The 25910-nt window shown below is 41.0% G+C and carries 25 protein-coding genes; 23 read left to right on the top strand and 2 right to left on the bottom strand.

The features are described from left to right. The first annotated feature begins 16 nt into the window (after window positions 1-16). The 7 genes from ACLNCW_RS06305 (at window position 17) to ACLNCW_RS06275 (ending at window position 7902) form a co-directional block, all read left to right on the top strand. Window positions 17-685 (top strand): fructose-6-phosphate aldolase, encoded by a 669-nt coding sequence (locus tag ACLNCW_RS06305; protein ID WP_000395421.1) that lies wholly within the window; start codon window positions 17-19, stop codon window positions 683-685. A gap of 17 nt (window positions 686-702) precedes the next feature. After that, complete coding sequence (locus tag ACLNCW_RS06300; protein ID WP_001217826.1) at window positions 703-1791, top strand: glycerol dehydrogenase; 1089 nt, start codon at window positions 703-705, stop codon at window positions 1789-1791. Between the two features lie 350 nt (window positions 1792-2141). Then, window positions 2142-4643, top strand: a complete 2502-nt coding sequence (gene leuS, locus ACLNCW_RS06295) for a leucine--tRNA ligase (RefSeq protein WP_424845585.1) — start codon at window positions 2142-2144, stop codon at window positions 4641-4643. A gap of 92 nt (window positions 4644-4735) precedes the next feature. Continuing rightward, window positions 4736-5191, top strand: a complete 456-nt coding sequence (locus ACLNCW_RS06290) for a MarR family winged helix-turn-helix transcriptional regulator (protein WP_237447095.1) — start codon at window positions 4736-4738, stop codon at window positions 5189-5191. A gap of 56 nt (window positions 5192-5247) precedes the next feature. Next, a complete protein-coding gene (locus tag ACLNCW_RS06285) occupies window positions 5248-6480 on the top strand; it encodes an acyl-CoA thioesterase/BAAT N-terminal domain-containing protein (protein WP_424845583.1) in 1233 nt (410 codons plus the stop codon). Between the two features lie 298 nt (window positions 6481-6778). Next, the gene (locus tag ACLNCW_RS06280) at window positions 6779-7474 is read left to right on the top strand and encodes a GNAT family N-acetyltransferase (protein WP_424845581.1); all 696 of its coding nucleotides are present in this window, start codon (window positions 6779-6781) and stop codon (window positions 7472-7474) included. A gap of 11 nt (window positions 7475-7485) precedes the next feature. After that, a complete protein-coding gene (locus ACLNCW_RS06275) occupies window positions 7486-7902 on the top strand; it encodes a GNAT family N-acetyltransferase (protein WP_261041836.1) in 417 nt (138 codons plus the stop codon). A gap of 427 nt (window positions 7903-8329) precedes the next feature. Here the strand turns inward: ACLNCW_RS06275 and ACLNCW_RS06270 are convergent, their stop codons facing one another. Together ACLNCW_RS06270 and ACLNCW_RS06265 are read right to left on the bottom strand one after the other, a co-directional pair. Further along, window positions 8330-8464, bottom strand: coding sequence for a hypothetical protein (locus ACLNCW_RS06270; protein WP_257960423.1), 135 nt, complete (start codon window positions 8462-8464; stop codon window positions 8330-8332). Window positions 8465-8625: 161 nt separating this feature from the next. Next, a complete protein-coding gene (locus ACLNCW_RS06265; RefSeq protein WP_084862780.1) occupies window positions 8626-8718 on the bottom strand; it encodes a type I toxin-antitoxin system Fst family toxin in 93 nt (30 codons plus the stop codon). Between the two features lie 133 nt (window positions 8719-8851). Here ACLNCW_RS06265 and ruvB point away from each other — a divergent pair, with 133 nt between their 5' ends. The 16 genes from ruvB to ACLNCW_RS06185 all read left to right on the top strand — a co-directional run bounded on the left by ruvB (window position 8852) and on the right by ACLNCW_RS06185 (window position 25806). Continuing rightward, complete coding sequence (gene ruvB / locus ACLNCW_RS06260) at window positions 8852-9850, top strand: Holliday junction branch migration DNA helicase RuvB (RefSeq protein ID WP_025169652.1); 999 nt, start codon at window positions 8852-8854, stop codon at window positions 9848-9850. Beyond that, window positions 9831-10403, top strand: a complete 573-nt coding sequence (locus ACLNCW_RS06255; protein WP_049502636.1) for a nucleotidyltransferase family protein — start codon at window positions 9831-9833, stop codon at window positions 10401-10403. The genes ruvB and ACLNCW_RS06255 overlap by 20 nt, the downstream gene beginning before the upstream one ends. A 337-nt stretch (window positions 10404-10740) precedes the next feature. Next, entirely contained in the window at window positions 10741-11499 is a 759-nt protein-coding gene (locus ACLNCW_RS06250; protein WP_004255202.1) for an isoprenyl transferase, read from the top strand. 8 nt (window positions 11500-11507) lie between these two features. After that, window positions 11508-12311, top strand: coding sequence for a phosphatidate cytidylyltransferase (locus tag ACLNCW_RS06245; protein WP_000189852.1), 804 nt, complete (start codon window positions 11508-11510; stop codon window positions 12309-12311). Between the two features lie 21 nt (window positions 12312-12332). Further along, window positions 12333-13592, top strand: a complete 1260-nt coding sequence (gene rseP / locus ACLNCW_RS06240) for an RIP metalloprotease RseP (protein ID WP_424845577.1) — start codon at window positions 12333-12335, stop codon at window positions 13590-13592. Between the two features lie 12 nt (window positions 13593-13604). Further along, a complete protein-coding gene (locus ACLNCW_RS06235; protein ID WP_424845574.1) occupies window positions 13605-15458 on the top strand; it encodes a proline--tRNA ligase in 1854 nt (617 codons plus the stop codon). A 98-nt stretch (window positions 15459-15556) separates the two neighbouring features. Beyond that, window positions 15557-16936, top strand: a complete 1380-nt coding sequence (bglA, locus tag ACLNCW_RS06230; protein WP_424845572.1) for a 6-phospho-beta-glucosidase — start codon at window positions 15557-15559, stop codon at window positions 16934-16936. A gap of 191 nt (window positions 16937-17127) precedes the next feature. Next, window positions 17128-18936: a glutamine--fructose-6-phosphate transaminase (isomerizing) gene (gene glmS / locus ACLNCW_RS06225; RefSeq protein ID WP_424845570.1), complete on the top strand. Its 1809-nt coding sequence runs from the start codon at window positions 17128-17130 to the stop codon at window positions 18934-18936. Window positions 18937-19055: 119 nt separating this feature from the next. Then, window positions 19056-20105, top strand: a complete 1050-nt coding sequence (locus ACLNCW_RS06220) for an LLM class flavin-dependent oxidoreductase (RefSeq protein WP_424845568.1) — start codon at window positions 19056-19058, stop codon at window positions 20103-20105. A gap of 219 nt (window positions 20106-20324) precedes the next feature. Further along, the gene (locus ACLNCW_RS06215; RefSeq protein ID WP_023946744.1) at window positions 20325-21332 is read left to right on the top strand and encodes a uroporphyrinogen decarboxylase family protein; all 1008 of its coding nucleotides are present in this window, start codon (window positions 20325-20327) and stop codon (window positions 21330-21332) included. Window positions 21333-21341: 9 nt separating this feature from the next. After that, window positions 21342-21545: a hypothetical protein gene (locus ACLNCW_RS06210; protein ID WP_084947831.1), complete on the top strand. Its 204-nt coding sequence runs from the start codon at window positions 21342-21344 to the stop codon at window positions 21543-21545. A 2-nt stretch (window positions 21546-21547) separates the two neighbouring features. Beyond that, on the top strand, window positions 21548-22546 hold the full coding sequence (locus ACLNCW_RS06205) for a uroporphyrinogen decarboxylase family protein (RefSeq protein WP_049499508.1): 999 nt from the start codon (window positions 21548-21550) through the stop codon (window positions 22544-22546). A gap of 11 nt (window positions 22547-22557) precedes the next feature. Continuing rightward, window positions 22558-23436, top strand: coding sequence for a transporter substrate-binding domain-containing protein (locus ACLNCW_RS06200; protein WP_023946740.1), 879 nt, complete (start codon window positions 22558-22560; stop codon window positions 23434-23436). 177 nt (window positions 23437-23613) lie between these two features. After that, window positions 23614-24306, top strand: a complete 693-nt coding sequence (locus ACLNCW_RS06195) for an amino acid ABC transporter permease (protein WP_004256697.1) — start codon at window positions 23614-23616, stop codon at window positions 24304-24306. A gap of 3 nt (window positions 24307-24309) precedes the next feature. Beyond that, window positions 24310-25032 (top strand): amino acid ABC transporter permease, encoded by a 723-nt coding sequence (locus tag ACLNCW_RS06190; RefSeq protein ID WP_020902712.1) that lies wholly within the window; start codon window positions 24310-24312, stop codon window positions 25030-25032. Between the two features lie 9 nt (window positions 25033-25041). Continuing rightward, window positions 25042-25806: an amino acid ABC transporter ATP-binding protein gene (locus tag ACLNCW_RS06185; RefSeq protein ID WP_023946737.1), complete on the top strand. Its 765-nt coding sequence runs from the start codon at window positions 25042-25044 to the stop codon at window positions 25804-25806. Window positions 25807-25910 lie beyond the last annotated feature (104 nt).

The raw sequence follows: 25910 nt of genomic DNA, 5'->3' as shown, positions 1-25910 counted from the left end.
TAAAGAGGTTCTTTTTATGGAATTTATGCTTGACACATTAAATTTAGATGAGATTAAAAAATGGTCTGAAATTTTACCGCTAGCTGGGGTAACTTCAAATCCCACTATTGCAAAAAGAGAGGGTTCTATTAATTTTTTTGAACGAATCAAAGATGTAAGAGAATTGATTGGCTCTGCACCCTCTATTCATGTTCAGGTGATTTCTCAAGATTTTGAAGGCATCTTAAAGGATGCTCATGAAATTCGAGGACAAGCAGGAGATGATGTATTTATCAAAGTACCTGTTACTCCAGCTGGATTACGTGCAATAAAGGTGCTAAAAAAAGAGGGCTACCATATCACTGCAACAGCTATTTATACGGTTATTCAGGGATTCTTAGCTATCGAAGCAGGAGCGGATTACCTAGCTCCATATTATAATAGGATGGAAAATCTGAACATTGATTCAAATTCTGTCATTCGTCAATTAGCTCTTGCTATTGATAGACAGAACTCTCCTAGTAAGATTTTAGCTGCATCCTTTAAAAATGTAGCACAAGTAAATAATTCTTTAGCTGCAGGTGCGCATGCTGTTACAGCAGGAGCAGATGTTTTTGAATCAGCTTTCGCCATGCCATCTATCCAAAAGGCGGTTGATGATTTTTCTGACGATTGGTTTGTTATTCAAAATAGTCGTTCCATTTAGATAGAGAGGAGATACATATGAGAATTTTTGCTAGTCCTTCTAGATATATTCAGGGGGAAAATGCCTTGTTTGAAAATGCCAAATCAATTTTGGATTTGGGAAATCGTCCTATTCTATTATGCGATCAGTTGGTTTATGATATTGTTGGAAAACGATTTGAAGATTACCTACATAGGTATGGTTTCCATATTGTTCTGACGCTATTTAATGGTGAAGCTTCTGACAATGAAATCAATCGAGTTGTTGCCTTGGCTGAGAAAGAAAATTGTGATAGTATTATCGGTCTTGGTGGGGGAAAGACGATTGATAGCGCAAAAGCTATTGCAGATTTAATTGAAAAGCCTGTTATTATTGCTCCAACAATTGCATCGACCGACGCACCTGTATCTGCTTTATCTGTTATTTATACAGATGAAGGTGCATTTGATCATTATCTATTTTATTCTAAAAATCCAGATTTAGTTTTGGTTGATACAAAAGTTATTTCACAAGCTCCTAAGCGTTTATTAGCGTCTGGTATTGCAGATGGTTTAGCAACGTGGGTTGAGGCGCGTGCAGTTATGCAGGCAAATGGAAAAACTATGTTAGGACAACAACAAACGTTGGCTGGAGTTGCAATTGCGAAAAAATGTGAAGAAACGCTGTTCGCAGATGGTTTACAGGCCATGGCGGCTTGTGAAGCTAAAGTTGTGACACCAGCATTAGAAAATATTGTTGAAGCTAATACTTTATTGAGTGGCTTAGGTTTTGAAAGTGGAGGATTGGCTGCGGCGCATGCAATTCATAATGGTTTTACTGCATTGACAGGTGACATACATCATTTAACACATGGTGAAAAAGTAGCTTATGGAACTTTGGTACAACTATTATTGGAAAATAGACCAAAAGAAGAACTTGATAAGTATATTGAGTTTTACAAAAAAATTGGTATGCCAACAACTCTAAAAGAAATGCATTTAGATCAAGTTGGATATGATGATTTAATAAAAGTTGGTAAACAAGCAACTATGGAGGGTGAGACAATCCATCAGATGCCGTTTAAGATTTCGCCTTCAGATGTTGCTCAAGCTATCATCGCTGTAGACGCCTATGTAAATTCAAAATAAACAATAAGGACTACTGTTTTCCAAATGGTAGTCTTTTATTGATCATCGTATTGAATCCGACGTTCTTCATAAATCAAAAAGCGACATAGGTTGTCGGCTATTTACTATAAATACATTAATTAGCATTCCAGTCGTATCTTCGGTCTAAAATTAGTATTTTGTGTTATAAGAGATAAGCTTCTTGTTTTGCTCTTTGATTTCCCGCATAAGAATAAGATAAAAAAGTGGGTGATAGAGCAATTCAGAGCCATCAAAATTAATGAAATACAGTATACAGTTTTTTCTTTTAACACATTTCAAATTCTCTCAAAAATGGTATAATAGTAACATCACAAAATTGGAGAGAGACCATGAGTTTTTACAATCATAAAGAAATTGAGCCTAAGTGGCAGGGCTACTGGGCAGAACATCATACATTTAAGACAGGAACAGATGCATCAAAACCGAAGTTTTATGCTCTTGATATGTTCCCTTATCCGTCTGGAGCGGGTCTGCACGTAGGACACCCAGAAGGTTATACTGCAACTGATATCCTCAGCCGTTACAAACGTGCGCAAGGCTACAATGTCCTTCACCCAATGGGATGGGATGCCTTTGGGTTGCCCGCAGAGCAATACGCTATGGATACGGGGAATGACCCAGCAGAATTTACAGCGGAAAACATTGCCAACTTCAAACGTCAAATCAATGCGCTTGGATTTTCTTATGACTGGGACCGTGAAGTTAACACAACAGATCCAAACTACTACAAGTGGACTCAGTGGATTTTCACTAAGCTTTACGAAAAGGGCTTGGCCTATGAAGCGGAAGTGCCAGTAAACTGGGTTGAAGAATTGGGAACTGCCATCGCCAACGAAGAGGTTCTTCCTGATGGAACTTCTGAGCGTGGTGGCTATCCTGTTGTCCGCAAACCAATGCGTCAATGGATGCTTAAAATTACAGCCTATGCAGAACGCTTGCTTAATGACTTGGATGGGTTGGATTGGCCAGAGTCTATCAAGGACATGCAACGCAACTGGATTGGTAAATCAACTGGTGCCAATGTAACCTTCAAAGTTAAGGGAACAGACAAGGAATTCACAGTCTTTACGACTCGTCCTGACACCCTTTTCGGTGCTACTTTCACTGTCTTGGCTCCTGAGCATGACTTGGTTGACGCCATCACAAGCCCAGAGCAAGCAGAGGCTGTAGCAGACTACAAACATCAAGCTAGTCTCAAGTCTGACTTGGCTCGTACCGACCTTGCTAAGGAAAAAACAGGAGTTTGGACTGGTGCTTATGCTATTAACCCTGTTAATGGCAAGGAAATTCCAATCTGGATTGCGGACTATGTTCTTGCTAGTTATGGAACAGGTGCTGTCATGGCTGTTCCTGCCCATGACCAGCGTGACTGGGAATTTGCCAACCAATTTGACCTTCCAATCGTAGAAGTACTTGAAGGTGGAAACGTAGCAGAAGCTGCCTACACAGAAGATGGACCTCATGTCAATTCAGACTTCCTAGATGGATTGAACAAAGAAGACGCTATTGCTAAGATTGTGGCTTGGTTGGAAGAAAAAGGCTGTGGACAAGAGAAGGTTACTTACCGTCTCCGCGACTGGCTCTTTAGCCGCCAACGTTATTGGGGTGAGCCAATTCCTATTATTCATTGGGAAGATGGAACTTCAACAGCTGTTCCTGAAAATGAATTGCCACTTGTCTTGCCTGTAACCAAGGACATCCGTCCTTCAGGTACTGGAGAAAGTCCGCTAGCTAACTTGACAGACTGGCTTGAAGTGACTCGTGAAGATGGCGTTAAGGGTCGTCGCGAGACCAACACAATGCCACAATGGGCAGGTTCAAGCTGGTACTACCTCCGCTATATTGACCCGCACAATACTGAGAAATTGGCCGATGAGGAGCTCCTCAAACAATGGTTGCCAGTAGATATCTACGTGGGTGGTGCAGAGCATGCCGTTCTTCACTTGCTTTATGCTCGTTTCTGGCACAAATTCCTCTATGACCTCGGTGTTGTTCCAACTAAGGAACCATTCCAAAAACTCTTTAACCAAGGGATGATTTTGGGAACCAGCTACCGTGACCACCGTGGGGCTCTTGTGGCGACTGACAAGGTTGAAAAACGTGACGGTTCCTTCTTCCATGTAGAAACAGGTGAAGAGTTAGAGCAAGCGCCAGCTAAGATGTCTAAATCGCTCAAGAACGTGGTTAACCCTGACGATGTGGTGGAACAATACGGTGCCGATACCCTTCGTGTTTATGAAATGTTTATGGGACCACTTGATGCTTCGATTGCTTGGTCAGAAGAAGGTCTGGAAGGAAGCCGTAAGTTCCTTGACCGTGTTTACCGCTTGATTACAAGTAAAGAAATAGCTGCGGAAAACAATGGCGCTCTTGACAAAGTTTACAACGAAACTGTTAAAGCTGTCACAGAACAAATCGAATCCCTCAAATTCAACACAGCCATTGCCCAACTTATGGTCTTTGTCAATGCAGCTAACAAGGAAGACAAGCTTTATGCAGACTACGCCAAAGGCTTTATCCAATTGATTGCACCATTTGCGCCTCACTTGGCAGAAGAGCTCTGGCAAACAGTTGCAGCAACAGGTGAGTCAATCTCTTATGTGGCTTGGCCAACTTGGGACGAAAGCAAATTGGTTGAAGACGAAATCGAAATTGTCGTCCAAATCAAAGGTAAAGTCCGTGCCAAACTCATGGTCGCTAAAGACCTATCACGAGAAGAATTGCAAGAAATTGCTCTGGCTGACGAAAAAGTCAAAGCAGAAATTGACGGTAAGGAAATCGTGAAAGTAATTGCGGTACCGAATAAACTCGTTAATATTGTTGTGAAATAAGATAGGAGTCCTTCAGAGTAGAATCTGGGGGATTTTTTATTTGACAGGAAGTTTCTGTTTTGTTAATATGATTAACAAAGGAAAGAGAGATTATGGATAAAAAAGAATTTATTGCATTTAATAATCGTTTCAATAGATTTATTTTAGCGTTTGACCAGTTAAAAAAAAATCAACATAAAAGTGGTGTTGACAAATCCATTACTTTGAATGAGGTACATTTGATTGTTGTGATTGGGGAAAATCAGCCCTTAAATCTAGTAAAATTATCTGAATTATTAGAAGTTTCAAGAAGTGCAATAACTCAAAGTGTTAGGAGATTGATTCAAAAAAATTTAGTTGTTTTTGATTTTGATCCGAATAATGGGAAAAATAAATATTTGAGATTATCGGAAAAAGGCATCGAAATTTTTAAAATCCATAAGGAGCAACAAGAATATATTGAAAAATCAATCTTTTCAGTTTTAAACAACTATAGCGAGGTGGAACTTAAAACAGTTGTGAAATTGATGGAGGATATTGAAAAGGTGTGGGGAGAATTACCGTGGTAAAAGTCACGGTAAATTTCAAATATAATTGTTAAGTAAATTAACAAAAAGGAGAAGATATGACTGTAAACATAGAACTGATTTCACAAACAGATTTAGCGGATGAATCTTTTTATATTGCTATTAATGGTTTAGAACCAAGGGCAATGTATTGTGTAGAAATGTACCTGTCTGATTATTACTGTATAAATGCTCCCTTGCTTTTAGATCATGATGTTATATGGAAATCAACCGCAATTTTTTTATCTGATCAGGACGGTATGATTGATACCTCTCAGACAGCATCTATTTCGGGATCTTATAAAGGAGTTTCAGAAATGGGATTATTCTTTAATGCGAAACCGTTGAAGAATAGGAAAAGGAGATTACCTAGTTCTCTTGATAGAATTCCATTACGAGATTGTTTTGGTGTTGAAATTAAAATCAGGCTGGGGAAAGATATGGTCGCGGAGCAAAGTTTTGTAAGGCGTTATATGAATCTGGGAGTAAGATATCAAGATATCTATGACAAGCATTTTCAAGGTCGATTATTTTATGATGAAAAGTTAAGAAGGGCGCCAGCCGTGATTATTGTTAGCGGTAGTGAGGGAAGAATTGAAAAAGCTCAGAATATTGCCCAACTTTTATCTTCAAGAGGCTATATTTGTCTTGCGATAGCTTATTTTGGTTTAGAGGGATTACCCCAAAATTTAGAACGAATTCCAATAGAATGTCTGGAGGAGGCGAAAGATTTTCTATATCATCATCCTCAAGTTGATAATACAAAAATAGGAATATATGGTCGCTCTAAAGGAGCAGAGCTTGTTCTGGCTGGACAAAGTATTTTGGAAGATGTGCAATGTTTGGCACTCAATTCCCCCTCAAATGTAATATTTGAGGGAATAAAGGGAAAACTCAACTCTCATTCATCTTCTTGGACATATTTACAAAAGGAACTTCCTTATCAAAAATTTCAGTTAGGAGATTATTTGTTAAACAAGTTTTTTGGAAAACATATTCCTGAAGATAGAAGGGCTCAGATTGATGTGAGTAAAATTGTCTCTCCTTTATTATTACTAGGAAGTGATGTTGATGAAATATGGAATGCATCATCCGCGATAGATGATATTATTTCACACTATAAAGGGGAATCCATTTTGTTTAAAAAATACCATGAAACAGGGCATATGTTGACGGTTGCTTATCAACCGAATCATCGTTATCGAAAAGATTGGCGCTTATTAATGAAAGAAAGTGTAGACTCTTGGTTTGCTACGATAAATTTTTTTGATACACATCTGAAGAATTTGTAGATAGTGCTGAACAGTACTATAATAGTCCTAACTAAGATAAAAACACAGTTCTGGTTGGTAGTCCAGTCTACAAAAGCAAACACTAAAACAAGAGAAATTTGAATACAAACAGTAAAAAATAGAGAGAAGCATAAGGGGCATTACCTCACTCGTTCCCATATTTGATTATTCCTCCATAAAGTGGATGGATGATTTTTATAAGAGGAGTTTGCATTATTGAATAGAAAACCAAGTGTTTCCTAAAATTTTCATTGAGATATGTTATACTATATTCAATAAGTGAAACAAGGAGAATACTATGCCAGTAAATGAATATGGTCAGATGATTGGTGAGTCAATGGAAGGTTATACACCAGGTGAATTGCCTGCTATTGATTTCTTAGAAGGGCGTTATGCTAGGATAGAGGCTCTCTCGGTAGAAAAGCATGCGGAGGATTTGCTAGCTGTTTATGGGCCTGATACGCCTCAGGAGATGTGGACCTACCTTTTTCAGGAGCCAGTAGCAGATATGGAGGAGCTGGTTACCCTTTTAAATCAGATGTTGGCTCGTAAGGACCGTTTTTACTATGCAATCATAGACAAGGCGACTGGTAAGGCTTTGGGAACTTTTTCCCTCATGCGAATTGATCAGAATAACCGAGCAATAGAAGTGGGAGCTGTCACTTTTTCTCCAAAACTCAGGGGGACACGGATAGGGACAGAAGCCCAGTATCTCTTGGCTTGCTATGTCTTTGAAGAGCTTAACTATCGTCGCTATGAGTGGAAATGCGATGCCCTAAATCTGCCATCCAGACGAGCAGCGGAACGTTTGGGATTTGTCTATGAAGGAACCTTCCGTCAGGCAGTCATTTATAAGGGGCGTACGAGGGATACGGATTGGTTGTCTATGATTGATAAGGACTGGCCCAAAGTCAAAGATCGTTTGGAAACATGGTTGCGTCCTGAAAACTTTGATAAAAATGGACAGCAGTACAAGAGCTTGAGAGAGCTTTAAGAGGTGTTGAGATGATTACTATTAAAAAGCAAGAAATTGTCAAGCTAGAGGATGTTTTGCATCTCTATCAGGTTGCCGGTTGGACAAATTATACCCATCAACCAGAGATGCTGGAGCAGGCCTTGTCTCATTCATTAGTAATTTATCTGGCGCTTGATGGCGATGCTGTGGTGGGCTTGATTCGTTTGGTTGGAGATGGATTCTCATCAGTATTGGTTCAGGATTTGATTGTTTTGCCTAGCTATCAGCGCCAAGGGATTGGTAGATCCTTGATGAAAGAGGCTTTAGAGGATTACAAAGATGCCTATCAAGTCCAGCTGGTGACAGAACAGACAGAAAAAAACTTGGGATTTTATCGTTTTATGGGCTTTGAAATCTTATCCACCTATGACTGTACAGGAATGATTTGGATAAACAGAGAAAAATAACAAAACTTGTTTTTTCTTAAGCAAAGTTTAAGGATGGTCTAGTATCATATAGTCATTAAATAAAGACCTCCTAACTTTATTTAATGAAATCCTAAAACTTTTTTTCATCATAATCTCCTAATGAAGTCACCCAATCAGGTGGCTTTTTTGTGGGTAGGTGATGGTGATAGAATTTTTTTGCAGAATAGTAAAATTTGAAAAAAGTTAAGCTAGTTTTAAGCTTTGTCTTGTAACATATAGTTATTAAATAAAGACCTCCTAACTTTATTTAATAAAATCCTAAACTTTTCTTTTTCATAATAATCTCCCTTAACTCCACCCAATCAGGTGGAGTTTTTTGGCTCTATTTCAGGATTTTGGGGACTATTCTAAAAATCATTTTCCGATATTTTTCGGATTTTGGTCGGGGAATTGGCGGGGACTTTTTTTAGCGAATATGACTAATAAATAGGTCTGTTGTCGCTTCAGCTACTTCAAACTCAATTTGATTGTAAGTGACTGTTAATTGAAGGACTGGAACTGCTGTAATAATGTTCTTGGTTGTCGAGGAGTGAGTCATCATATTGTTGTACAGCGGTTAAAGCTTGCGAAGCTGAGAATGTAAATCTTTGACGAAATGTGTGAACTGTGGGATAATGAAAGAGAATTAAGTATTGTGTCTATATCATAGGCTAGAAAAGACCCCAAGCTCACGTCCAAATAAGCTTGGGGTCTTTTTTGACACTATTTGTCCTTGTTTAGCCATTTATCGACTAGCCGAAGAACGACACCGACCACAATCGGTTCGATGATAGTTTTAAGGATTAGTTCCATCATGGGCTATCTCACCTCCTTTCGTAGGCGGTGTAGCAGTGCCGTAGAATGTTATACCACATAGGTGCTAAACTCTGGAGTCACCCAATCAGGTGGCTTTTTTGTTTGTGGCTTGGTTTTTTGATATAATAGAGCCATGAGTAGAATTTTAGATAATGAGATAATGGGGGACGAGGAGTTAGTAGAACGCACGCTCCGTCCTCAGTATTTACGTGAATATATTGGGCAGGATAAGGTCAAGGACCAGCTTCAAATCTTTATAGAAGCTGCCAAAATGCGGGATGAAGCGCTGGATCATGTGCTTTTATTTGGCCCTCCAGGCTTGGGAAAAACGACCATGGCTTTTGTTATTGCCAATGAACTAGGTGTCAATCTCAAGCAGACTTCGGGTCCAGTCATTGAAAAAGCCGGTGATTTGGTAGCGATTTTGAATGACTTAGAGCCTGGGGATGTTCTCTTTATTGATGAGATTCATCGTTTGCCAATGTCAGTGGAAGAGGTGCTTTATAGTGCCATGGAGGACTTCTACATTGATATCATGATTGGGGCTGGTGAAGGCAGTCGCAGTGTTCATTTGGAGTTGCCACCTTTCACTTTGATTGGTGCGACGACTCGGGCTGGTATGCTCTCAAATCCGCTACGGGCACGTTTTGGAATTACAGGTCACATGGAGTATTATGCCCATGCTGACTTGACGGAAATTGTTGAGCGGACGGCAGATATTTTTGAGATGGAAATCACTCATGAGGCAGCATCTGAATTAGCCCTACGTAGTCGTGGAACCCCTCGTATTGCCAATCGTCTCCTCAAACGCGTGCGCGATTTTGCCCAGATTATGGGGAATGGGGTTATCGATGATCTTATTACTGATAAGGCTTTGACTATGCTGGATGTTGACCATGAAGGTCTGGACTATGTGGACCAGAAAATCCTTCGCACCATGATTGAGATGTACGGTGGTGGTCCTGTTGGTCTAGGAACTCTTTCTGTTAACATAGCAGAAGAGCGTGAGACAGTTGAAGACATGTATGAGCCCTACTTGATTCAAAAAGGTTTTATCATGCGGACACGTTCTGGACGAGTGGCGACTGCTAAGGCATATGAGCATTTAGGGTATGAATATATTGAAAAATAAGGCTGAAATTTTAGACTCTTTCAGAGAAAATCCGGATATGATGGCTATTTTGACTATCATCCGAAACCTTGGTCTGAAAGATTCTTGGTTGGCAGCAGGTTCTGTCAGAAATTTTATCTGGAATCTCTTGTCAGAGAGACCAGCATTTGATCTTGAAACAGATGTAGATGTGATTTTCTTTGATCCGGATATTTCTTATGAGGAAACCTTGTTCCTAGAGAAAAAGTTGAGAGCGGATTTTCCTCAGTATCAGTGGGAATTGAAAAATCAGGTCTATATGCACCAGCACAGCCCTCATACTGCTCCCTATAGCAGCTCTTGTGATGCTATGAGTAAGTATCCAGAACGATGTACGGCTGTTGGACTGCGCTTGAATGAAAAATCCGTTTTGGAACTCTTTACTCCATACGGTTTGGAGGATATTTTGAATTTTCAAGTTCGTCCAACTCCTCATTTTTTAGAGAATCAAGACCGAATGGTTCTCTATCGAACACGTCTATCCAAGAAAAATTGGCAGGAGAAATGGAAAAATTTGATTTTAAAAAATACTTAAGGAAACTTTAAGCTAGGAAGTGTATACTAAGTCCATAAGTTAAGAAGACCTTAACTTAAACTCCTAAAACTTTTTCATAATAATCTCCCTATAAAAAATAGAGTCGCCCAATCAGGCGGCTTATTTTTTTGAAAAATGGGCTTGGTGCCTGAGAATAATACTCAATGAAAATCAAAGAGCAAACTAGGAAGCTAGCCGCAGGCTGTACTTGAGTACGGCAAGGTGAAGCTGACGTGGTTTGAATTTGATTTTCGAAGAGTATAAATAGCTTAGTGATAGAAGAAAATAGGGAAATATGGTATAATGAAACGATAGATTTTTGAATAGGAATAAGATCATGTTTGGATTTTTTAAGAAAGATAGGGCTGTGGAAGTAGAGGTTCCGACACAGGTTCCTGCTCATATCGGCATCATCATGGATGGCAATGGCCGTTGGGCTAAAAAACGTATGCAACCGCGAGTCTTTGGACACAAGGCGGGTATGGAAGCATTGCAAACTGTGACCAAGGCAGCCAATAAACTGGGTGTTAAGGTTATTACGGTTTATGCTTTTTCTACAGAAAACTGGACCCGTCCAGATCAGGAAGTCAAGTTTATCATGAACTTGCCAGTAGAGTTTTATGACAATTATGTCCCTGAACTGCATGCGAATAATGTTAAGATTCAAATGATTGGGGAGACGGACCGACTGCCTAAGCAAACCTTTGAAGCTTTAACCAAGGCTGAGGAATTGACTAAGAACAATACAGGTTTGATTCTTAACTTTGCTCTTAACTATGGTGGACGTGCTGAGATTACGCAGGCGCTTAAGTTGATTTCCCAGGATGTTTTAGATGCCAAAATCAACCCAGGTGACATCACAGAGGAATTGATTGGCAACTATCTCTTTACCCAGCATTTGCCTAAGGACTTACGAGATCCGGACTTGATTATCCGTACTAGTGGAGAATTGCGTTTGAGTAATTTCCTTCCATGGCAAGGAGCCTACAGTGAGCTCTATTTTACGGACACCTTGTGGCCTGATTTTGACGAGGCGGCCTTGCAGGAAGCCATTCTTGCCTACAATCGTCGTCATCGCCGATTTGGAGGAGTTTAGGAGGAAATATGACACAGGATTTACAGAAAAGAACCTTGTTTGCAGGGATTGCCCTGGCTATTTTCCTACCAATTTTAATGATTGGGGGACTCTTGCTTCAGATAGCAATTGGAATCATAGCCATGCTAGCCATGCATGAACTTTTGAAGATGAGAGGTCTAGAGACCATGACGATGGAGGGCCTCTTGACCCTCTTTGCAACCTTTGCTTTGACCATTCCCTTGGAGAATTACCTGACTTTTTTACCAGTTGATGGGAATGTAGTTGCCTATAGTGTTTTGATTTCAATTATGTTAGGAACGACTGTTTTTAGCAAGTCCTATACGATTGAGGATGCTGTTTTCCCTCTTGCTATGAGCTTTTATGTGGGCTTTGGTTTTAATGCTCTATTAGATGCTAGAATTGCAGGTTTAGATAAGGCACTATTAGCCTTGTGTATTGTTTGGGCAACAGACAGTGGTGCCTATCTTGTTGGGATGAACTATGGTAAACGAAAACTAGCTCCGACAGTTTCTCCAAATAAAACCTTTGAGGGTGCCTTGGGTGGTATTTTAGGTGCGATTTTAGTAACCATCATCTTTATGATGTTTGACAGAACAGTTGCTCTTCCGTATGGAATTTACAAGATGTCCGTCTTTGCTATTTTCTTTAGCATTGCTGGACAATTTGGTGATTTACTAGAAAGTTCGATCAAGCGTCACTTTGGTGTCAAGGATTCTGGGAAATTTATCCCTGGACATGGTGGTGTTTTGGATCGTTTTGATAGTATGTTGCTTGTATTTCCAATCATGCACTTGTTTGGACTCTTTTAATCAAAAGACGGAGGAAATACTATGCTCGGAATTTTAACCTTTATTCTGGTTTTCGGGATTATTGTGGTAGTGCACGAGTTCGGACACTTCTACTTTGCCAAGAAATCAGGGATTCTAGTGCGTGAATTTGCCATTGGAATGGGCCCCAAAATCTTTGCTCACATTGGCAAGGATGGAACGGCCTATACCATTCGAATCTTGCCTCTGGGTGGCTATGTTCGCATGGCCGGTTGGGGTGATGATACAACTGAAATCAAGACAGGAACTCCTGTCAGTTTGACTCTTGCTGATGATGGTAAGGTTAAGCGCATCAATCTTTCTGGTAAAAAATTAGATCAAACAGCTCTTCCTATGCAGGTGACCCAGTTTGACTTTGAAGACAAGCTTTTTATCAAGGGTTTGGTTCTGGAAGAAGAAAAAACATTTGCAGTAGATCACGATGCAACGGTTGTGGAAGCAGATGGTACTGAGGTTCGGATTGCTCCCTTGGATGTTCAATATCAAAATGCAACTATCTGGGGCAAACTGATTACCAACTTTGCAGGACCTATGAATAACTTTATCTTAGGTGTCGTTGTTTTTTGGATTTTAATCTTCATGCAGGGTGGCGTCAGAGATGTTGATACTAACCAGTTCCATGTCATGCCCCAAGGGGCTTTGGCCAAGGTGGGAGTGCCAGAAACGGCACAAATTACCAAGATTGGCTCACATGAGATTAACAACTGGGAAAGCTTGATTCAGGCTGTGGAAACAGAAACCAAAGATAAGACGGCCCCGACTTTGGATGTGACTATTTCTGAAAAGGGGAGTGACAAACAAGTCACTGTTACACCCGAAGAAAGTCAAGGCCGTTACCTTCTAGGTGTTCAACCGGGGATTAAGTCAGATTTTGTATCCATGTTTGTAGGTGGTTTTACAACTGCAGCCGACTCGGCTCTCCGAATCCTGTCAGAACTGAAAAATTTGATTTTCCAACCAGATTTGAACAAACTAGGTGGACCTGTTGCCATCTTTAAGGCAAGTAGTGATGCCGCTAAAAATGGAATTGAGAATGTCTTGTACTTCTTGGCAGTGATTTCCATCAATATTGGGATTTTTAATCTTATTCCGATTCCAGCTCTGGATGGTGGTAAGATTGTGCTCAATATCCTGGAAGCCATCCGCCGCAAACCATTGAAACAAGAAATTGAAACCTATGTCACCTTGGCCGGAGTGGTCATCATGGTTGTCTTGATGATTGCTGTGACCTGGAATGACATTATGCGACTCTTTTTTAGATAATCGAGGAATATTATGAAACAAAGTAAAATGCTTATCCCAACGCTTCGCGAAATGCCAAGTGATGCTCAAGTTATCAGCCATGCTCTTATGTTGCGAGCTGGTTATGTTCGTCAAGTATCTGCAGGTGTTTATTCTTACTTACCACTTGCCAACCGTGTGATTGAAAAAGCTAAAAATATCATGCGCCAAGAATTCGACAAGATTGGTGCCGTTGAGATGTTAGCTCCAGCCCTTCTCAGTGCAGAATTGTGGCGCGAATCAGGCCGTTATGAAACTTATGGTGAGGACCTTTACAAACTAAAAAACCGTGAAAAATCAGACTTTATCCTAGGTCCAACTCACGAAGAAACCTTTACAGCTATTGTCCGTGATTCTGTTAAGTCTTACAAGCAATTGCCACTCAACCTTTACCAAATCCAGCCTAAGTATCGTGATGAAAAACGCCCACGTAATGGACTACTCCGTACACGTGAGTTTATCATGAAAGATGCTTACAGTTTCCACGCTAACTATGATAGCTTGGACAGTGTTTACGATGAGTACAAGGCTGCTTATGAGCGTATTTTTACTCGTAGTGGTTTAGACTTCAAGGCTATCATTGGTGACGGTGGAGCCATGGGTGGTAAGGACAGCCAAGAATTTATGGCCATTACTCCTGCTCGTACAGACCTTGACCGCTGGGTTGTCTTGGACAAGTCAGTTGCCTCATTTGACGAAATTCCTGCAGAAGTACAAGAAGAAATCAAGGCAGAATTGCTCAAATGGATGGTCTCTGGTGAAGATACCATTGCTTACTCAAGTGAATCTAGCTATGCGGCTAACTTGGAAATGGCAACAAACGAGTACAAACCAAGCAACCGTGTTGTCGCTGAAGAAGAAGTGACTCGTGTTGCAACGCCAGATGTTAAGTCAATCGATGAAGTGGCAGCCTTCCTCAACGTCCCAGAAGAACAAACGATTAAAACCCTCTTCTACATGGCAGATGGTGAGCTTGTTGCGGCCCTTCTAGTTGGAAATGACCAACTCAACGAAGTTAAGTTGAAAAACCACTTGGGAGTAGATTTCTTTGATGTTGCTAGCGAAGAAGAAGTGGCGAATCTTGTTCAAGCAGGTTTTGGTTCACTTGGACCAGTTGGTTTGCCAGATAATGTTAAAATCATCGCAGACCGTAAGGTGCAAGATGTCCATAATGCAGTTGTGGGTGCTAACGAAGATGGCTATCACTTGACTGGTGTGAACCCAGGTCGTGATTTTACTGCAGAATATGTGGATATCCGTGAAGTTCGTGAGGGTGAAATTTCCCCAGACGGACAAGGTGTCCTGAACTTTGCGCGTGGTATTGAAATTGGTCACATCTTCAAACTCGGCACTCGCTACTCAGCAAGCATGGGAGCAGATGTTTTGGATGAAAATGGCCGTGCTGTGCCAATTATCATGGGATGTTACGGTATCGGTGTCAGCCGTCTCCTTTCAGCAGTGATGGAGCAACACGCTCGCCTCTTTGTTAACAAAACTCCAAAAGGTGAATACCGTTACGCTTGGGGAATCAACTTCCCTAAAGAATTGGCACCATTTGATGTGCACTTGATCACTGTCAATGTCAAGGATGAAGAAGCGCAAGCCTTGACAGAAAAGCTTGAAGCAAGCTTGATGGGAGCTGGTTACGAAGTCTTGACAGATGACCGTAACGAACGTGTTGGAGTCAAATTCAGCGATAGCGACTTGATTGGGTTGCCAATCCGTATCACTGTTGGTAAAAAAGCGGCCGATGGCATCGTAGAAGTTAAGATTAAAGCGACTGGTGACACCATCGAAGTTCATGCAGATAACTTGCTTGAAACGCTTGAAATTCTCAGCAAGAAATAAAAACTATAATCAGAAGAAAAACAAGGAAAAAATGTAACTAGTTTTTACCTTGTTTTTTCTGTATAATGGGAAAAATGAGTAGATAAAGAGGTAAATGTATGCTAAGATTTCCAAAGGATTTTGTCTGGGGATCCTCTACTTCTGGACCACAGACAGAAGGACGTGTAGCTGGTGACGGTAAGGGAGATAATCTCTGGGATTATTGGTACCAAGTGGAGCCAAATCGCTACTATAATGGGATTGGCCCAGATAAGACATCGACCTTTTATGAAAATTGGGAAAAGGATATCGAGCTACTGGTAGAAACTGGTCACAAGGCCTTTCGGACTTCTATTCAATGGTCACGGATTTTTCCACAAGGGCGTGGAAAAGTCAATGCTCAAGGTGTGGATTTCTATCGTAAGGTTTTTGAGGCTATTAAGGCCAAAGGGATTCGTCTTTTAGTCAATCTCTACCATTTTGATCTACCTTTTGCTCTTCAAGAAGATGGTGACGGTTGGGAAAATAAGGCGACTGTCTCAGCCTATGAAGACTATGCTCGTTTTTGTTTTGAGACTTATGGAGATTTAGTAGATCAGTGGATTACCTTTAACGAGCCCATCGTTCCTGTAGAGTTTGGCTATTTTTACGATGCCCATTATCCACATAAGGTGGATGCAGAAGCGGCAGTTAAAGTAGCTTATCACACACAATTGGCCAGCAGTCGGGCGGTTAAGGCTTGTCATGAACTTTTGCCAGATTCCAAGATTGGGATTGTCCTCAACTTGACACCGGCTTATCCACGTAGCCAGCATCCTGCTGATGTCAAGGCTGCTCGTATTGCGGACCTTTTTCAGGCCCAATCTTTCTTAGATCCGTCTGTTTTGGGAACTTATCCACAGGAGTTGGTAGAAATCTTGCATGAACACGGTCTCTTGCCTGATGCTACAGAGGAGGAGTTGAAGCTCATTCGTGACAATACGGTGGACTTCCTTGGTGTCAACTACTATCAACCTTTGCGTGTTATGGCGCCTCGATTTGCTAAGAATCCAGAGAGTCCGCTCTTGCCAGAACATTTTTACGAACCTTATGTGATGCCTGGACGTAAAATCAATCCTCACCGTGGCTGGGAGATTTATGAGCAAGGGATTTATGACATTGCCCAAAATATCAAGGAAAATTATGGCAATATTGAGTGGATGTTGACAGAGAATGGTATGGGTGTTGAGGGGGAAGAAAAATTCCGTCAAGATGGAATGATTCAAGATGATTACCGTATTGACTTTGTAAAAGGTCATCTTGGTGAACTTCACCGTGCTATTGAAGACGGAGCCAATTGTAAGGGTTACTTGATTTGGACATTTATCGATTGTTGGTCATGGCTCAATAGTTATAAAAATCGCTATGGCTTGGTCGAATTAGACTTGGAAACGCAAGAACGTCGTCTGAAGAAATCAGGGCACTGGTTCAAGGAATTAAGCGATAATAATGGATTTTAAAAAGGACTCTGACTGATTATCCTAATTGGTCAGAGTCTTTTGATAACAGGAGCGTAATTTGAACTATACCAATTTTTACTCTTGACAAGTGAAAGAAACAAGTATATACTGTTTTTGCTGATTCTATAAAAGAGGAATTAGACTATACCAATTTTAAGGAGAAAGCACAGCTGGTCTGTGTCGTATATACTATGTGTGGAATTGTTGGTGTTGTTGGAAACACAAATGCAACTGATATTTTGATTCAAGGGCTTGAAAAGCTCGAATACCGTGGCTATGATTCTGCGGGGATTTTTGTCCTAGGTGGTGCTGAAAACCATTTGGTGAAGGCTGTTGGTCGTATCGCAGAATTGTCTGCCAAGACAGCTGGTGTTGAGGGAACAACGGGTATCGGACATACTCGTTGGGCGACTCACGGAAAACCAACTGAAGACAATGCCCACCCACACCGCTCTGAGACAGAACGTTTTGTCTTGGTGCACAATGGGGTGATTGAGAACTACCTTGAAATCAAGCAAGAATACCTTGCAGGTCACCACTTTAAGGGGCAAACAGATACTGAAATCGCCGTTCACTTGATTGGAAAATTTGCGGAAGAAGATGGCTTGTCAGTTCTTGAAGCCTTCAAAAAAGCTCTTCACATCATCCGTGGTTCTTATGCCTTTGCCTTGGTTGACTCACAAAATCCTGAAGTGATCTATGTGGCTAAGAATAAATCACCACTTTTGATTGGTCTTGGGGAAGGCTATAACATGGTCTGCTCAGACGCCATGGCTATGATTCGTGAGACCAACCAGTACATGGAAATCCATGACCAAGAGTTGGTCATCGTCAAGGCTGATAGTGTAGAGGTTCAAGACTATGATGGTAATGGTCGTGAGCGTGCTAGCTATACTGCTGAGCTTGACTTGTCAGATATCGGTAAGGGAACTTACCCTTACTACATGCTCAAGGAAATTGACGAACAGCCAACGGTTATGCGTAAACTCATCCAAGCCTACACAGATGAGGCTGGTCAAATTGTCGTAGACCCAGCTATTATCAAGGCTGTTCAAGATGCAGACCGTATCTACATCCTTGCAGCTGGGACATCTTACCACGCAGGATTTGCTTCTAAGAAAATGTTGGAAGAATTGACAGATACACCAGTTGAACTTGGAATTTCATCTGAGTGGGGTTACGGTATGCCACTTCTCAGCAAGAAACCACTCTTCATCTTTATCAGTCAGTCTGGTGAAACGGCGGATAGCCGTCAGGTTTTGGTCAAGGCTAATGAAATGGGAATCCCAAGCTTGACAGTGACAAACGTACCAGGTTCAACTCTTTCACGTGAAGCCAATCATACCATGCTCCTTCATGCAGGTCCTGAAATTGCCGTGGCATCCACTAAAGCCTATACAGCACAAATCGCAGCCCTTGCCTTCCTGGCAAAAGCAGTCGGAGAAGCAAATGGAAATGCCAAAGCGAAAGACTTTGACTTGGTTCATGAGTTGTCAATCGTAGCTCAGTCTATCGAATCAACTCTTTCAGAGAAAGAAACCATCGAAGCCAAGGTTCGTGAGCTTCTTGAAACAACTCGCAACGCCTTTTATATCGGACGTGGTCAAGATTACTATGTAGCCATGGAAGCAAGTCTCAAACTCAAAGAGATTTCTTACATCCAGTGTGAAGGCTTTGCGGCAGGAGAACTCAAGCACGGGACTATTGCCTTGATTGAAGAAGGAACGCCTGTCTTGGCCCTCTTGTCAGATCCAGTTCTTGCCAACCACACTCGCGGAAATATCCAAGAGGTGGCAGCCCGTGGTGCCAAGGTTCTCACTATCGCAGAAGAGAATGTAGCCAAAGATACAGACGATATCGTCCTTACGACTGTACACCCTTACCTCTCACCAATCTCAATGGTTGTACCAACGCAATTGGTCGCTTACTTTGCAACACTCCACCGTGGACTTGATGTGGACAAACCACGTAATCTTGCTAAATCAGTAACGGTAGAATAAACTAAAAAAAGTCTAGTTATCTAGGCTTTTTCTTGTGAGCAAATCGGTTGCTTGTAGTCAAGATTCATGTTAGAATAATTTTTCAAATTGAAGGAAAGAAATAGACGGGGATAATAACAATGGTAGAATTGGAAATTTCAACATTTGGGGAAACAACGGTGCTTGAAGGGACTGGGCAGACTTACAGTTATGCTGAACGCATTCGCCAGTTGCTGGCAGAGATTGAACTGGCTGACAAGGTTGGTTTGGATGTGTATGGGATTGGTGAGCACCATCGAGCGGATTTTGCGATATCTGCGCCAGAGATTGTTCTGGCAGCTGGGGCAGTCAATACCAAGAAGATTCGTTTGACCAGTGCAGTCAGCATTCTCTCAAGTATGGATCCGATTCGATTGTTCCAACAATATGCCACTATCGATGCTTTGTCAAATGGACGTGCGGAGATTATGGCCGGAAGGGGTTCTTTCACGGAATCTTTTCCCTTGTTTGGCTATGATTTGAAAGACTACGAAGCTCTTTTTGATGAGAAATTAGACTTGCTTCAATTAGTCAATGAAAAGATAAAACTAGATTGGCAAGGTCGATTGACCCAAACAATCTCTGGCAAAGAAGTTTATCCTCGTCCAGTTCAGGACAAATTGCCCTTGTGGATAGCGACAGGTGGTCATGTCGAATCAACTGTGAAGATTGCTCAGGCAGGCCTACCGATTGTCTATGCCATTATTGGTGGTAATCCGCGTTATTTTAAAAAGTTGATTCAGGCTTATCGTGAGATTGGGAGCGAAGCGGGTCATGCCAGTCAGGAGCTAAAGGTCGGGGCCCATTCTTGGGGTTGGATTGCTGAAGATGGCGAGCAGGCGGTGAAAGATTATTTCCATCCAACCAAGCAAGTGGTGGATGCTATTTCCAAAGACCGTCCGCACTGGCAGGAATTGCGTTATGAGCAATATTTGGAGCAAGTTGGGCCAAATGGTGCTATGTTTGTGGGCAATCCAGATCAGGTGGCCGAAAAATTGATTCGTATGATTGAAGACTTAGGTTTGGACCGCTTCATGCTCCATCTACCGCTTGGTTCCATGCCCCATGACCAGGTTCTGAGAGCTATTGAACTATTCGGAATGCAAGTGGCACCCAAAGTACGGGAATACTTTGCCATGAAAGAGGCTTAATAAAAAATCCTAATCAGGCTGATAAAAAATCTATATAACAACTATTTTAAAAAAGCAATAAACAAAAAAGAATCTCTGAAAAGCTAGTAAAATCAAGCTTTCCAGAGATTTTTTCGTTATTGATATAAACAATATCAATCAAGTCGATAGTCAATATATATTGGGAAAAGGTCAAAAGGAGTGGTAAGATGGTTTCAATCCAAATGGAAGGAGAAAAGTATGACAAGTAAAAGAGAGCTAGTTTTTAAAGCCATCCGAGGAGAAGAGGTGGAACGAGTTCCTGTAGGCTTTTGGTTTCATTTTGTAACACTGGAGGAAAAAGGGCAAGGTTTAAATAACCCACGTATCTTTCAAAAAAGTGTAGAGGGACATCGGAAGTACGTTGAAAGAATTCATCCTGATTTTGTCAAAATGATGAGTGACGGATTTTTCATTTATCCAAGTAATGTCTACAGTCCTTTGGTTTCAAGTATTCAGGAGCTGGCTTCTATTGAGTCGATTGGTGAAAACCATCCTTGGATTCAGCAACAAGTAGAAGTGGTAGAAGCTATTCGAGCAACCTTCACTGAGGACATTGCTTCATTCTACAATATCTTTTCTCCGATTTCCTACCTGAAACGTTGGTTTCGTACAGAGACTTCTAGAGGTGATAAGGAGGTTGCTAATCTATTACTCGAAAATCCAGAGCTATTCAGGGAGATTTTAGATGTAATAGCTGAGGATATCGCAATCCTAACCAAGGCAATCATTCAGGATTGTGGAGCAGATGGGATTTACCTCAGTACACAAGAAATTCAGGATGAGCGCATCACAGCAGAATTGTATCAGACCTATATTGAGCCAAGCAACATAAAGGTTTTAGAAGCTGCTAATCAGGCAGGTGGGGTCAATATCCTGCATATCTGCGGTTTCCAAGGTGCCAGTAACAATGTGACTATTTTCAAAGATTATCCAGCCCAAGTTTTCAATTGGGCAACCCACCATGAAGCAGTCAGCTTACCTCAAGGTCAGGAGCTATTTCATGGCAAAGCGGTCTTGGGTGGTTTTGAAAATGGAAAGCAGAGCCTGCTTTATGGAGGTAGCAAGGCTAAACTACAAGAGGAAACCAAACGCTTGTTGGCTGAAGCTGGGACTAGAGGAGTCCTTCTTGGAGCGGATTGCACGGTTCCAGATGACTTTGAATTAGAACGATTGGACTGGATTCGTCAGGCTGCTATTTTAGAATAGGAGGGCCTTATGAAAAGAAAAAAGTGGCTATTGGTAGGGACGGCCCTCGGCTTTGTCATCTTACTTGCGATCAGTCTTACAAAGGGACTTACTTGTAAGGAAGGGCCAAGTTGTCATGGGATTCAGGATTTTCAGAAGAGAAGTCTTCGCTTTATTCAAACCAATGATATTGCCAGTGTTTTATTAGTTGAAAAAGAAAGAAATGGAGAATAGAGATGTCAGAAAAAAGAGAATGGGTTTTAAAAGCATTTAGAGGAGAAGTGGTTGACCGTGTACCTGTAGGTTTTTGGCACCACTTTACATCAGAAGAGGAATGGTTAAAGGGATTTTCCAATCCTGTGATTATTGAAAAGAACATACAAGGTCACAAACGTTTTATCCGTGACCTACATCCAGACTTTATCAAGTTGATGAGTGATGGCTATTTTGCTTATCCAAATCCAGTTATTGCCAAAGGAAAGTCACTCCAAGAGTTGGCAGAGATTCAACCTCTGGGTGAAGATCATCCGTGGATTAGAGAGCAGGTAGAATTAGTGAAGAAGATTAAGCAGGAGTTTACGGAAGATATTGTTGCTATTTACAATATTTTTGCGCCTGTGACCTACCTCAAATGGTTACTTGGAGAAGTGTCTGGTGGAGATGATCTCATTGCAGATTTCTTAGTTCAAGATTCTCAGAAATTGAAAAAAGTCCTTGATGTGATTGCGCAAGATATCGCTAGCTTGAGTCAAGCTATTATTAAAGATGCAGGAGCAGACGGTATTTATCTCAGTGTGCAAAGTATTCAGGATGCGCGTGTTTCTGCTGAAGCCTATCAGGAGATTATTGCGCCGAGTGAACTGACTGTTTTAAAAGCGGCTAAGTCGGTTGGTGGGGTAAATATCCTTCATATCTGTGGCTATGAAGGAGCTCGAAACGATATTCATATCTTTGCCGACTATCCAGCTCATGTTTTTAACTGGGCAGTTGGTCCAGAAGGAATTAGCCTAAAAGAAGGTCGTGAGATTTTCAAGGGTCGTGCTGTTCTGGGAGGATTTGAAAACGGTGAAGATGGCCTTCTTTATCGAGGCAGTAAGGAAGAAATTCAAGCTGAAACCAAACGATTGGTAGAAGAAACAGGAAAAGAGGGCTTCATACTTGGAGCAGATTGTACCATTCCGAGTGATATTGCAGTGGAGCGTATCCAGTGGGTGAGAGAGGCATTAGATAAATAAAGGAGAAGAATATGAGTAAGAAAACATGGATTATTGGTGGAGTTGCGGTTGCGGCAGTGCTTGGAGCAACGATTATTGGTAGAACTTTGGCGGGAGCATCTGCTAAAGGTGCAGATGCAGTTTCATCTGGACAAGTAACAACTTTAAAAGTTGCCCATACTCAAAACTATGTCCCTTATGATTTTATTGACGAAAAAGGGGAATCAGATGGTTATGAAGTCGCTGTTTTAAAGGCGGTTGATGAGAAATTAGCAGATTATAAATTTGAGTATACTGGAACTAGTGATGATGATCTCTTGATTGGACTTGAGTCTGGCAAGTACGATATTGGAACTAAAGGTGCTTGGTATACAGATGAACGGGCTAAGAAATTTATTATTCCATCTGAGCCAGTAGGAGCCAGCATTATTGGTTTTACTGTTAGAAAAGAAGATGAAGCCAAATATAAGAATATTGATGATTTTGCCAAAAATAAAGGAAAATTAGTACCCATCTCTCCTCAAAATGCCCAGTGGAATGTCATCAATAGTTATAACGAGAAGCATAAGGATACACCAATTGAGTTGACAGCTGCTGAATCCTTCAAGGTGGCAGATGCTTATGCTTGGGTTTTAGAAGGACGATATGATGCCTTCTTTGATATCAAGTTGTCTTTTGAAAAAGCAGTGACAGCAGAGGATGGTTCTTACCACCAATATGCGGACAAACTTAGCTGGTTCCCTTATAAAGGAATCCCAACCTATCCATTGATTCACCGTGATGAAAAGGGTGAGAAGTTTGCTAAAGAGTATGAAAAAGCTATTAAAGAATTAAAAGAAGACGGTACTTTAGCTAAGCTTTCTCAAAAATACTTTAAAGAAGACGTCTTTAGCTACGTTGATAAAGATTAGATGAACAATCAGGAATGTTATACTCTTCGAAAATCTCTTCAAACCGCGTCAACGACGCCTTGCCGTAGGTATGGTTACTGACTTCGTCAGTTCTATCCACAACCTCAAAACACTGTTTTGAGCAACCTGTGGCTAGTTTGCTTTTTGATTTTCATTGAGTATTAGAAAGAGGTTTATATGGTTTCATATGATTTTTCAAGAGTGTTCCAATTTTTACCAACCTTATGGCAGGCTCTTCCGATGACCTTGTCCATTCTCTTTTTTACTACAATCCTTGGTTCCCTTTTCGGTGGCTTACTGGCTTGGGCTCAAGTGGGAGAAGATAAGACTTTTGCAGGTCTTTCCAAGGGTTATATTTTCACTCTTCGCTGTACTCCTCCTATTGTTTTACTATTCCTTGTCTTTTATGGTTTACCTGAATTTTTAAAATGGTGGTTGAATTTAGATATCAACAACTGGTCTAAGACGGTCTTCGTCTTATTCACCATGGTCTTGCTATTTGCGGCTATCATTGCAGAAGTGTTTAAGGCTTCTTATCAGGCAATTCCCAAAGGTCAGATGGAAGCTGGAGTCAGTATTGGTCTGACCCCTAGTCAGACATTTTGGAGAATCATTTTTCCTCAGGCTTTTCAAGTGGCTCTTCCAAATATGACGACCGCTATTCTAAATTTGATGCGGGACGCTGCCCTAGCATATACGATTGGTTTTGTGGATGTCATGGGGGCTGGGAATCTCTTAATCAGTCGTAATTTGGGGAATTACTCTCTTGAAACCTATACAGCGGTTGCCATTCTTTATTGGGGTGTAGCCTTAGCTGTTTCCTTCTTGAGTCGCTTGTTAGAAAAATCTTTGGAAACGAAAGGGAGATAGGATATGGATTTAGACTATATTGCAAAAACCTTTTTAGAGACCTTAAAAGGGGTACCGACCACCTTGATTATCATGATTGTAGCCATGGTCTTAAGTTTTGGACCAGCCTTGTTTTTAGCTCTGGGACAAATATATAAAGTCAAAGGTGTTCGAACTTTCTCTCTCGTGTATCTAGCTTTTATAAGAGCAACACCTCCGATTTTGCTGATTCTTTTCTTTTATAGTTTGTTTCCGAGTTTGCTCAATCAATTTCTTAAAAGCATAGGAAGTAATGTTGATATCTTTAAACTCAATCCCATCTATTATGCCTTTATTATCTATAGCTTAATGACAACGGGTAGTTTATCAGAAATCTTACGTTCGGCTATTTTGACTGTGGATAAGGGACAATTAGAAGCTGCACAAGCGATTGGATTGAGTAATAGTCAGGCCTATGTGAGGATTCTTTTTCCACAGGCCTTGCGTTCAGCCCTGCCTAATCTTGCGAATCTAGTCATAAATATTGTAAAAGGAACCTCTTTGGTCTTTGTGATGACCATTAAGGATATTACAGCTATTGCCCGTGTTGAAGCCTCTTATGGTTATCAGTATTTTGAATCATACTTTGTTATCTTTTTACAGTACATTCTTATTTGCGGTTTGATTCAATGGGGTTTTTCACTCTTAGAGAAACGCTATATTCGAAGAGAACAGGGACAAGTAGTGCCCCGTACAGGTTTAGCATAGGAGGAGACAATGTTACAAGTAGAACATGTTGCAAAAAAATTTGGAGACAGACAAGTCTTAGAAGATGTTAATCTCAAGGTCAACCAAGGGGATGTGGTTGTAATATTGGGGCCATCTGGATCAGGTAAAACGACTTTTCTCAGATGTCTCAATCATTTAGAAAAAGCCGATAGTGGCTCTTTGAAGCTTGCTGACAAAGACTACGATCTTGGCAAATTGACCAAAAAAGATATTTTAGAAATTCGCCAGAAGACAGCCTTCGTTTTCCAACATTATAATTTATTTGCTAATAAGACCGCCTTGGAAAATATTTTAGAGGGCTTGGTAATTGCTCGGAAAATTCCTAAGGAAGAAGCAACCAAACGTGCGGAAGCTGCCTTAGAAAAAGTTGGTTTACTAGCTTATAAAGATTATTATCCTTCTCAGCTTTCTGGAGGCCAGCAACAACGAATTGGCATTGCGCGTGCCATCGCTGTGAAACCAGAGGTCATTTTATTAGATGAGCCGACATCGGCCTTGGATCCAGAGTTGGTAGGAGATGTTTTAGATGTTTTAAAACAGTTAGCTAAAGAAGGAGTTACTATGGTAGTAGTGACTCATGAGATGGGTTTTGCCAGAGATGTAGCCAACCATGTCATTTTTATGGATGGTGGGAAAATTGTTGAAGAAAATAATGCCCATGATTTCTTTAGTCGTCCAAAAGAAGAAAGAACCAAGCAATTTTTGGCACGAATACTCTCGGATGCGACCTATAGTGTGGAATATATGATTTGACAGATAGGATTATCAGGGCAAAAATTAATCCCCCGAGCTTTAATGGGCTCTTTGTCAACTGTAGTGGGTTGAAGAAAAGCTAAGATCTAGAAAGGACAAATTTT

It is taken from the genome of Streptococcus sp. CL6.22, from assembly GCF_049738055.1.
Taxonomy (GTDB): domain Bacteria; phylum Bacillota; class Bacilli; order Lactobacillales; family Streptococcaceae; genus Streptococcus; species Streptococcus mitis_DJ.
The sequence above is the reverse complement of the archived record's forward strand: the minus strand, read 5'-3'. Positions and strand labels throughout refer to the sequence as shown.

What these genes read in the sequence shown, in the direction of transcription:
- ACLNCW_RS06305 (WP_000395421.1), top strand. Translation starts at nt 17, where the DNA reads ATGGAATTTATGCTTGACACATTAAATTTAGATGAGATTAAAAAATGG.
- ACLNCW_RS06300 (WP_001217826.1), top strand. Translation starts at nt 703, where the DNA reads ATGAGAATTTTTGCTAGTCCTTCTAGATATATTCAGGGGGAAAATGCC.
- leuS (WP_424845585.1), top strand. Translation starts at nt 2,142, where the DNA reads ATGAGTTTTTACAATCATAAAGAAATTGAGCCTAAGTGGCAGGGCTAC.
- ACLNCW_RS06290 (WP_237447095.1), top strand. Translation starts at nt 4,736, where the DNA reads ATGGATAAAAAAGAATTTATTGCATTTAATAATCGTTTCAATAGATTT.
- ACLNCW_RS06285 (WP_424845583.1), top strand. Translation starts at nt 5,248, where the DNA reads ATGACTGTAAACATAGAACTGATTTCACAAACAGATTTAGCGGATGAA.
- ACLNCW_RS06280 (WP_424845581.1), top strand. Translation starts at nt 6,779, where the DNA reads ATGCCAGTAAATGAATATGGTCAGATGATTGGTGAGTCAATGGAAGGT.
- ACLNCW_RS06275 (WP_261041836.1), top strand. Translation starts at nt 7,486, where the DNA reads ATGATTACTATTAAAAAGCAAGAAATTGTCAAGCTAGAGGATGTTTTG.
- ACLNCW_RS06270 (WP_257960423.1), bottom strand. Translation starts at nt 8,464, where the DNA reads ATGATGACTCACTCCTCGACAACCAAGAACATTATTACAGCAGTTCCA.
- ACLNCW_RS06265 (WP_084862780.1), bottom strand. Translation starts at nt 8,718, where the DNA reads ATGATGGAACTAATCCTTAAAACTATCATCGAACCGATTGTGGTCGGT.
- ruvB (WP_025169652.1), top strand. Translation starts at nt 8,852, where the DNA reads ATGAGTAGAATTTTAGATAATGAGATAATGGGGGACGAGGAGTTAGTA.
- ACLNCW_RS06255 (WP_049502636.1), top strand. Translation starts at nt 9,831, where the DNA reads ATGAATATATTGAAAAATAAGGCTGAAATTTTAGACTCTTTCAGAGAA.
- ACLNCW_RS06250 (WP_004255202.1), top strand. Translation starts at nt 10,741, where the DNA reads ATGTTTGGATTTTTTAAGAAAGATAGGGCTGTGGAAGTAGAGGTTCCG.
- ACLNCW_RS06245 (WP_000189852.1), top strand. Translation starts at nt 11,508, where the DNA reads ATGACACAGGATTTACAGAAAAGAACCTTGTTTGCAGGGATTGCCCTG.
- rseP (WP_424845577.1), top strand. Translation starts at nt 12,333, where the DNA reads ATGCTCGGAATTTTAACCTTTATTCTGGTTTTCGGGATTATTGTGGTA.
- ACLNCW_RS06235 (WP_424845574.1), top strand. Translation starts at nt 13,605, where the DNA reads ATGAAACAAAGTAAAATGCTTATCCCAACGCTTCGCGAAATGCCAAGT.
- bglA (WP_424845572.1), top strand. Translation starts at nt 15,557, where the DNA reads ATGCTAAGATTTCCAAAGGATTTTGTCTGGGGATCCTCTACTTCTGGA.
- glmS (WP_424845570.1), top strand. Translation starts at nt 17,128, where the DNA reads ATGTGTGGAATTGTTGGTGTTGTTGGAAACACAAATGCAACTGATATT.
- ACLNCW_RS06220 (WP_424845568.1), top strand. Translation starts at nt 19,056, where the DNA reads ATGGTAGAATTGGAAATTTCAACATTTGGGGAAACAACGGTGCTTGAA.
- ACLNCW_RS06215 (WP_023946744.1), top strand. Translation starts at nt 20,325, where the DNA reads ATGACAAGTAAAAGAGAGCTAGTTTTTAAAGCCATCCGAGGAGAAGAG.
- ACLNCW_RS06210 (WP_084947831.1), top strand. Translation starts at nt 21,342, where the DNA reads ATGAAAAGAAAAAAGTGGCTATTGGTAGGGACGGCCCTCGGCTTTGTC.
- ACLNCW_RS06205 (WP_049499508.1), top strand. Translation starts at nt 21,548, where the DNA reads ATGTCAGAAAAAAGAGAATGGGTTTTAAAAGCATTTAGAGGAGAAGTG.
- ACLNCW_RS06200 (WP_023946740.1), top strand. Translation starts at nt 22,558, where the DNA reads ATGAGTAAGAAAACATGGATTATTGGTGGAGTTGCGGTTGCGGCAGTG.
- ACLNCW_RS06195 (WP_004256697.1), top strand. Translation starts at nt 23,614, where the DNA reads ATGGTTTCATATGATTTTTCAAGAGTGTTCCAATTTTTACCAACCTTA.
- ACLNCW_RS06190 (WP_020902712.1), top strand. Translation starts at nt 24,310, where the DNA reads ATGGATTTAGACTATATTGCAAAAACCTTTTTAGAGACCTTAAAAGGG.
- ACLNCW_RS06185 (WP_023946737.1), top strand. Translation starts at nt 25,042, where the DNA reads ATGTTACAAGTAGAACATGTTGCAAAAAAATTTGGAGACAGACAAGTC.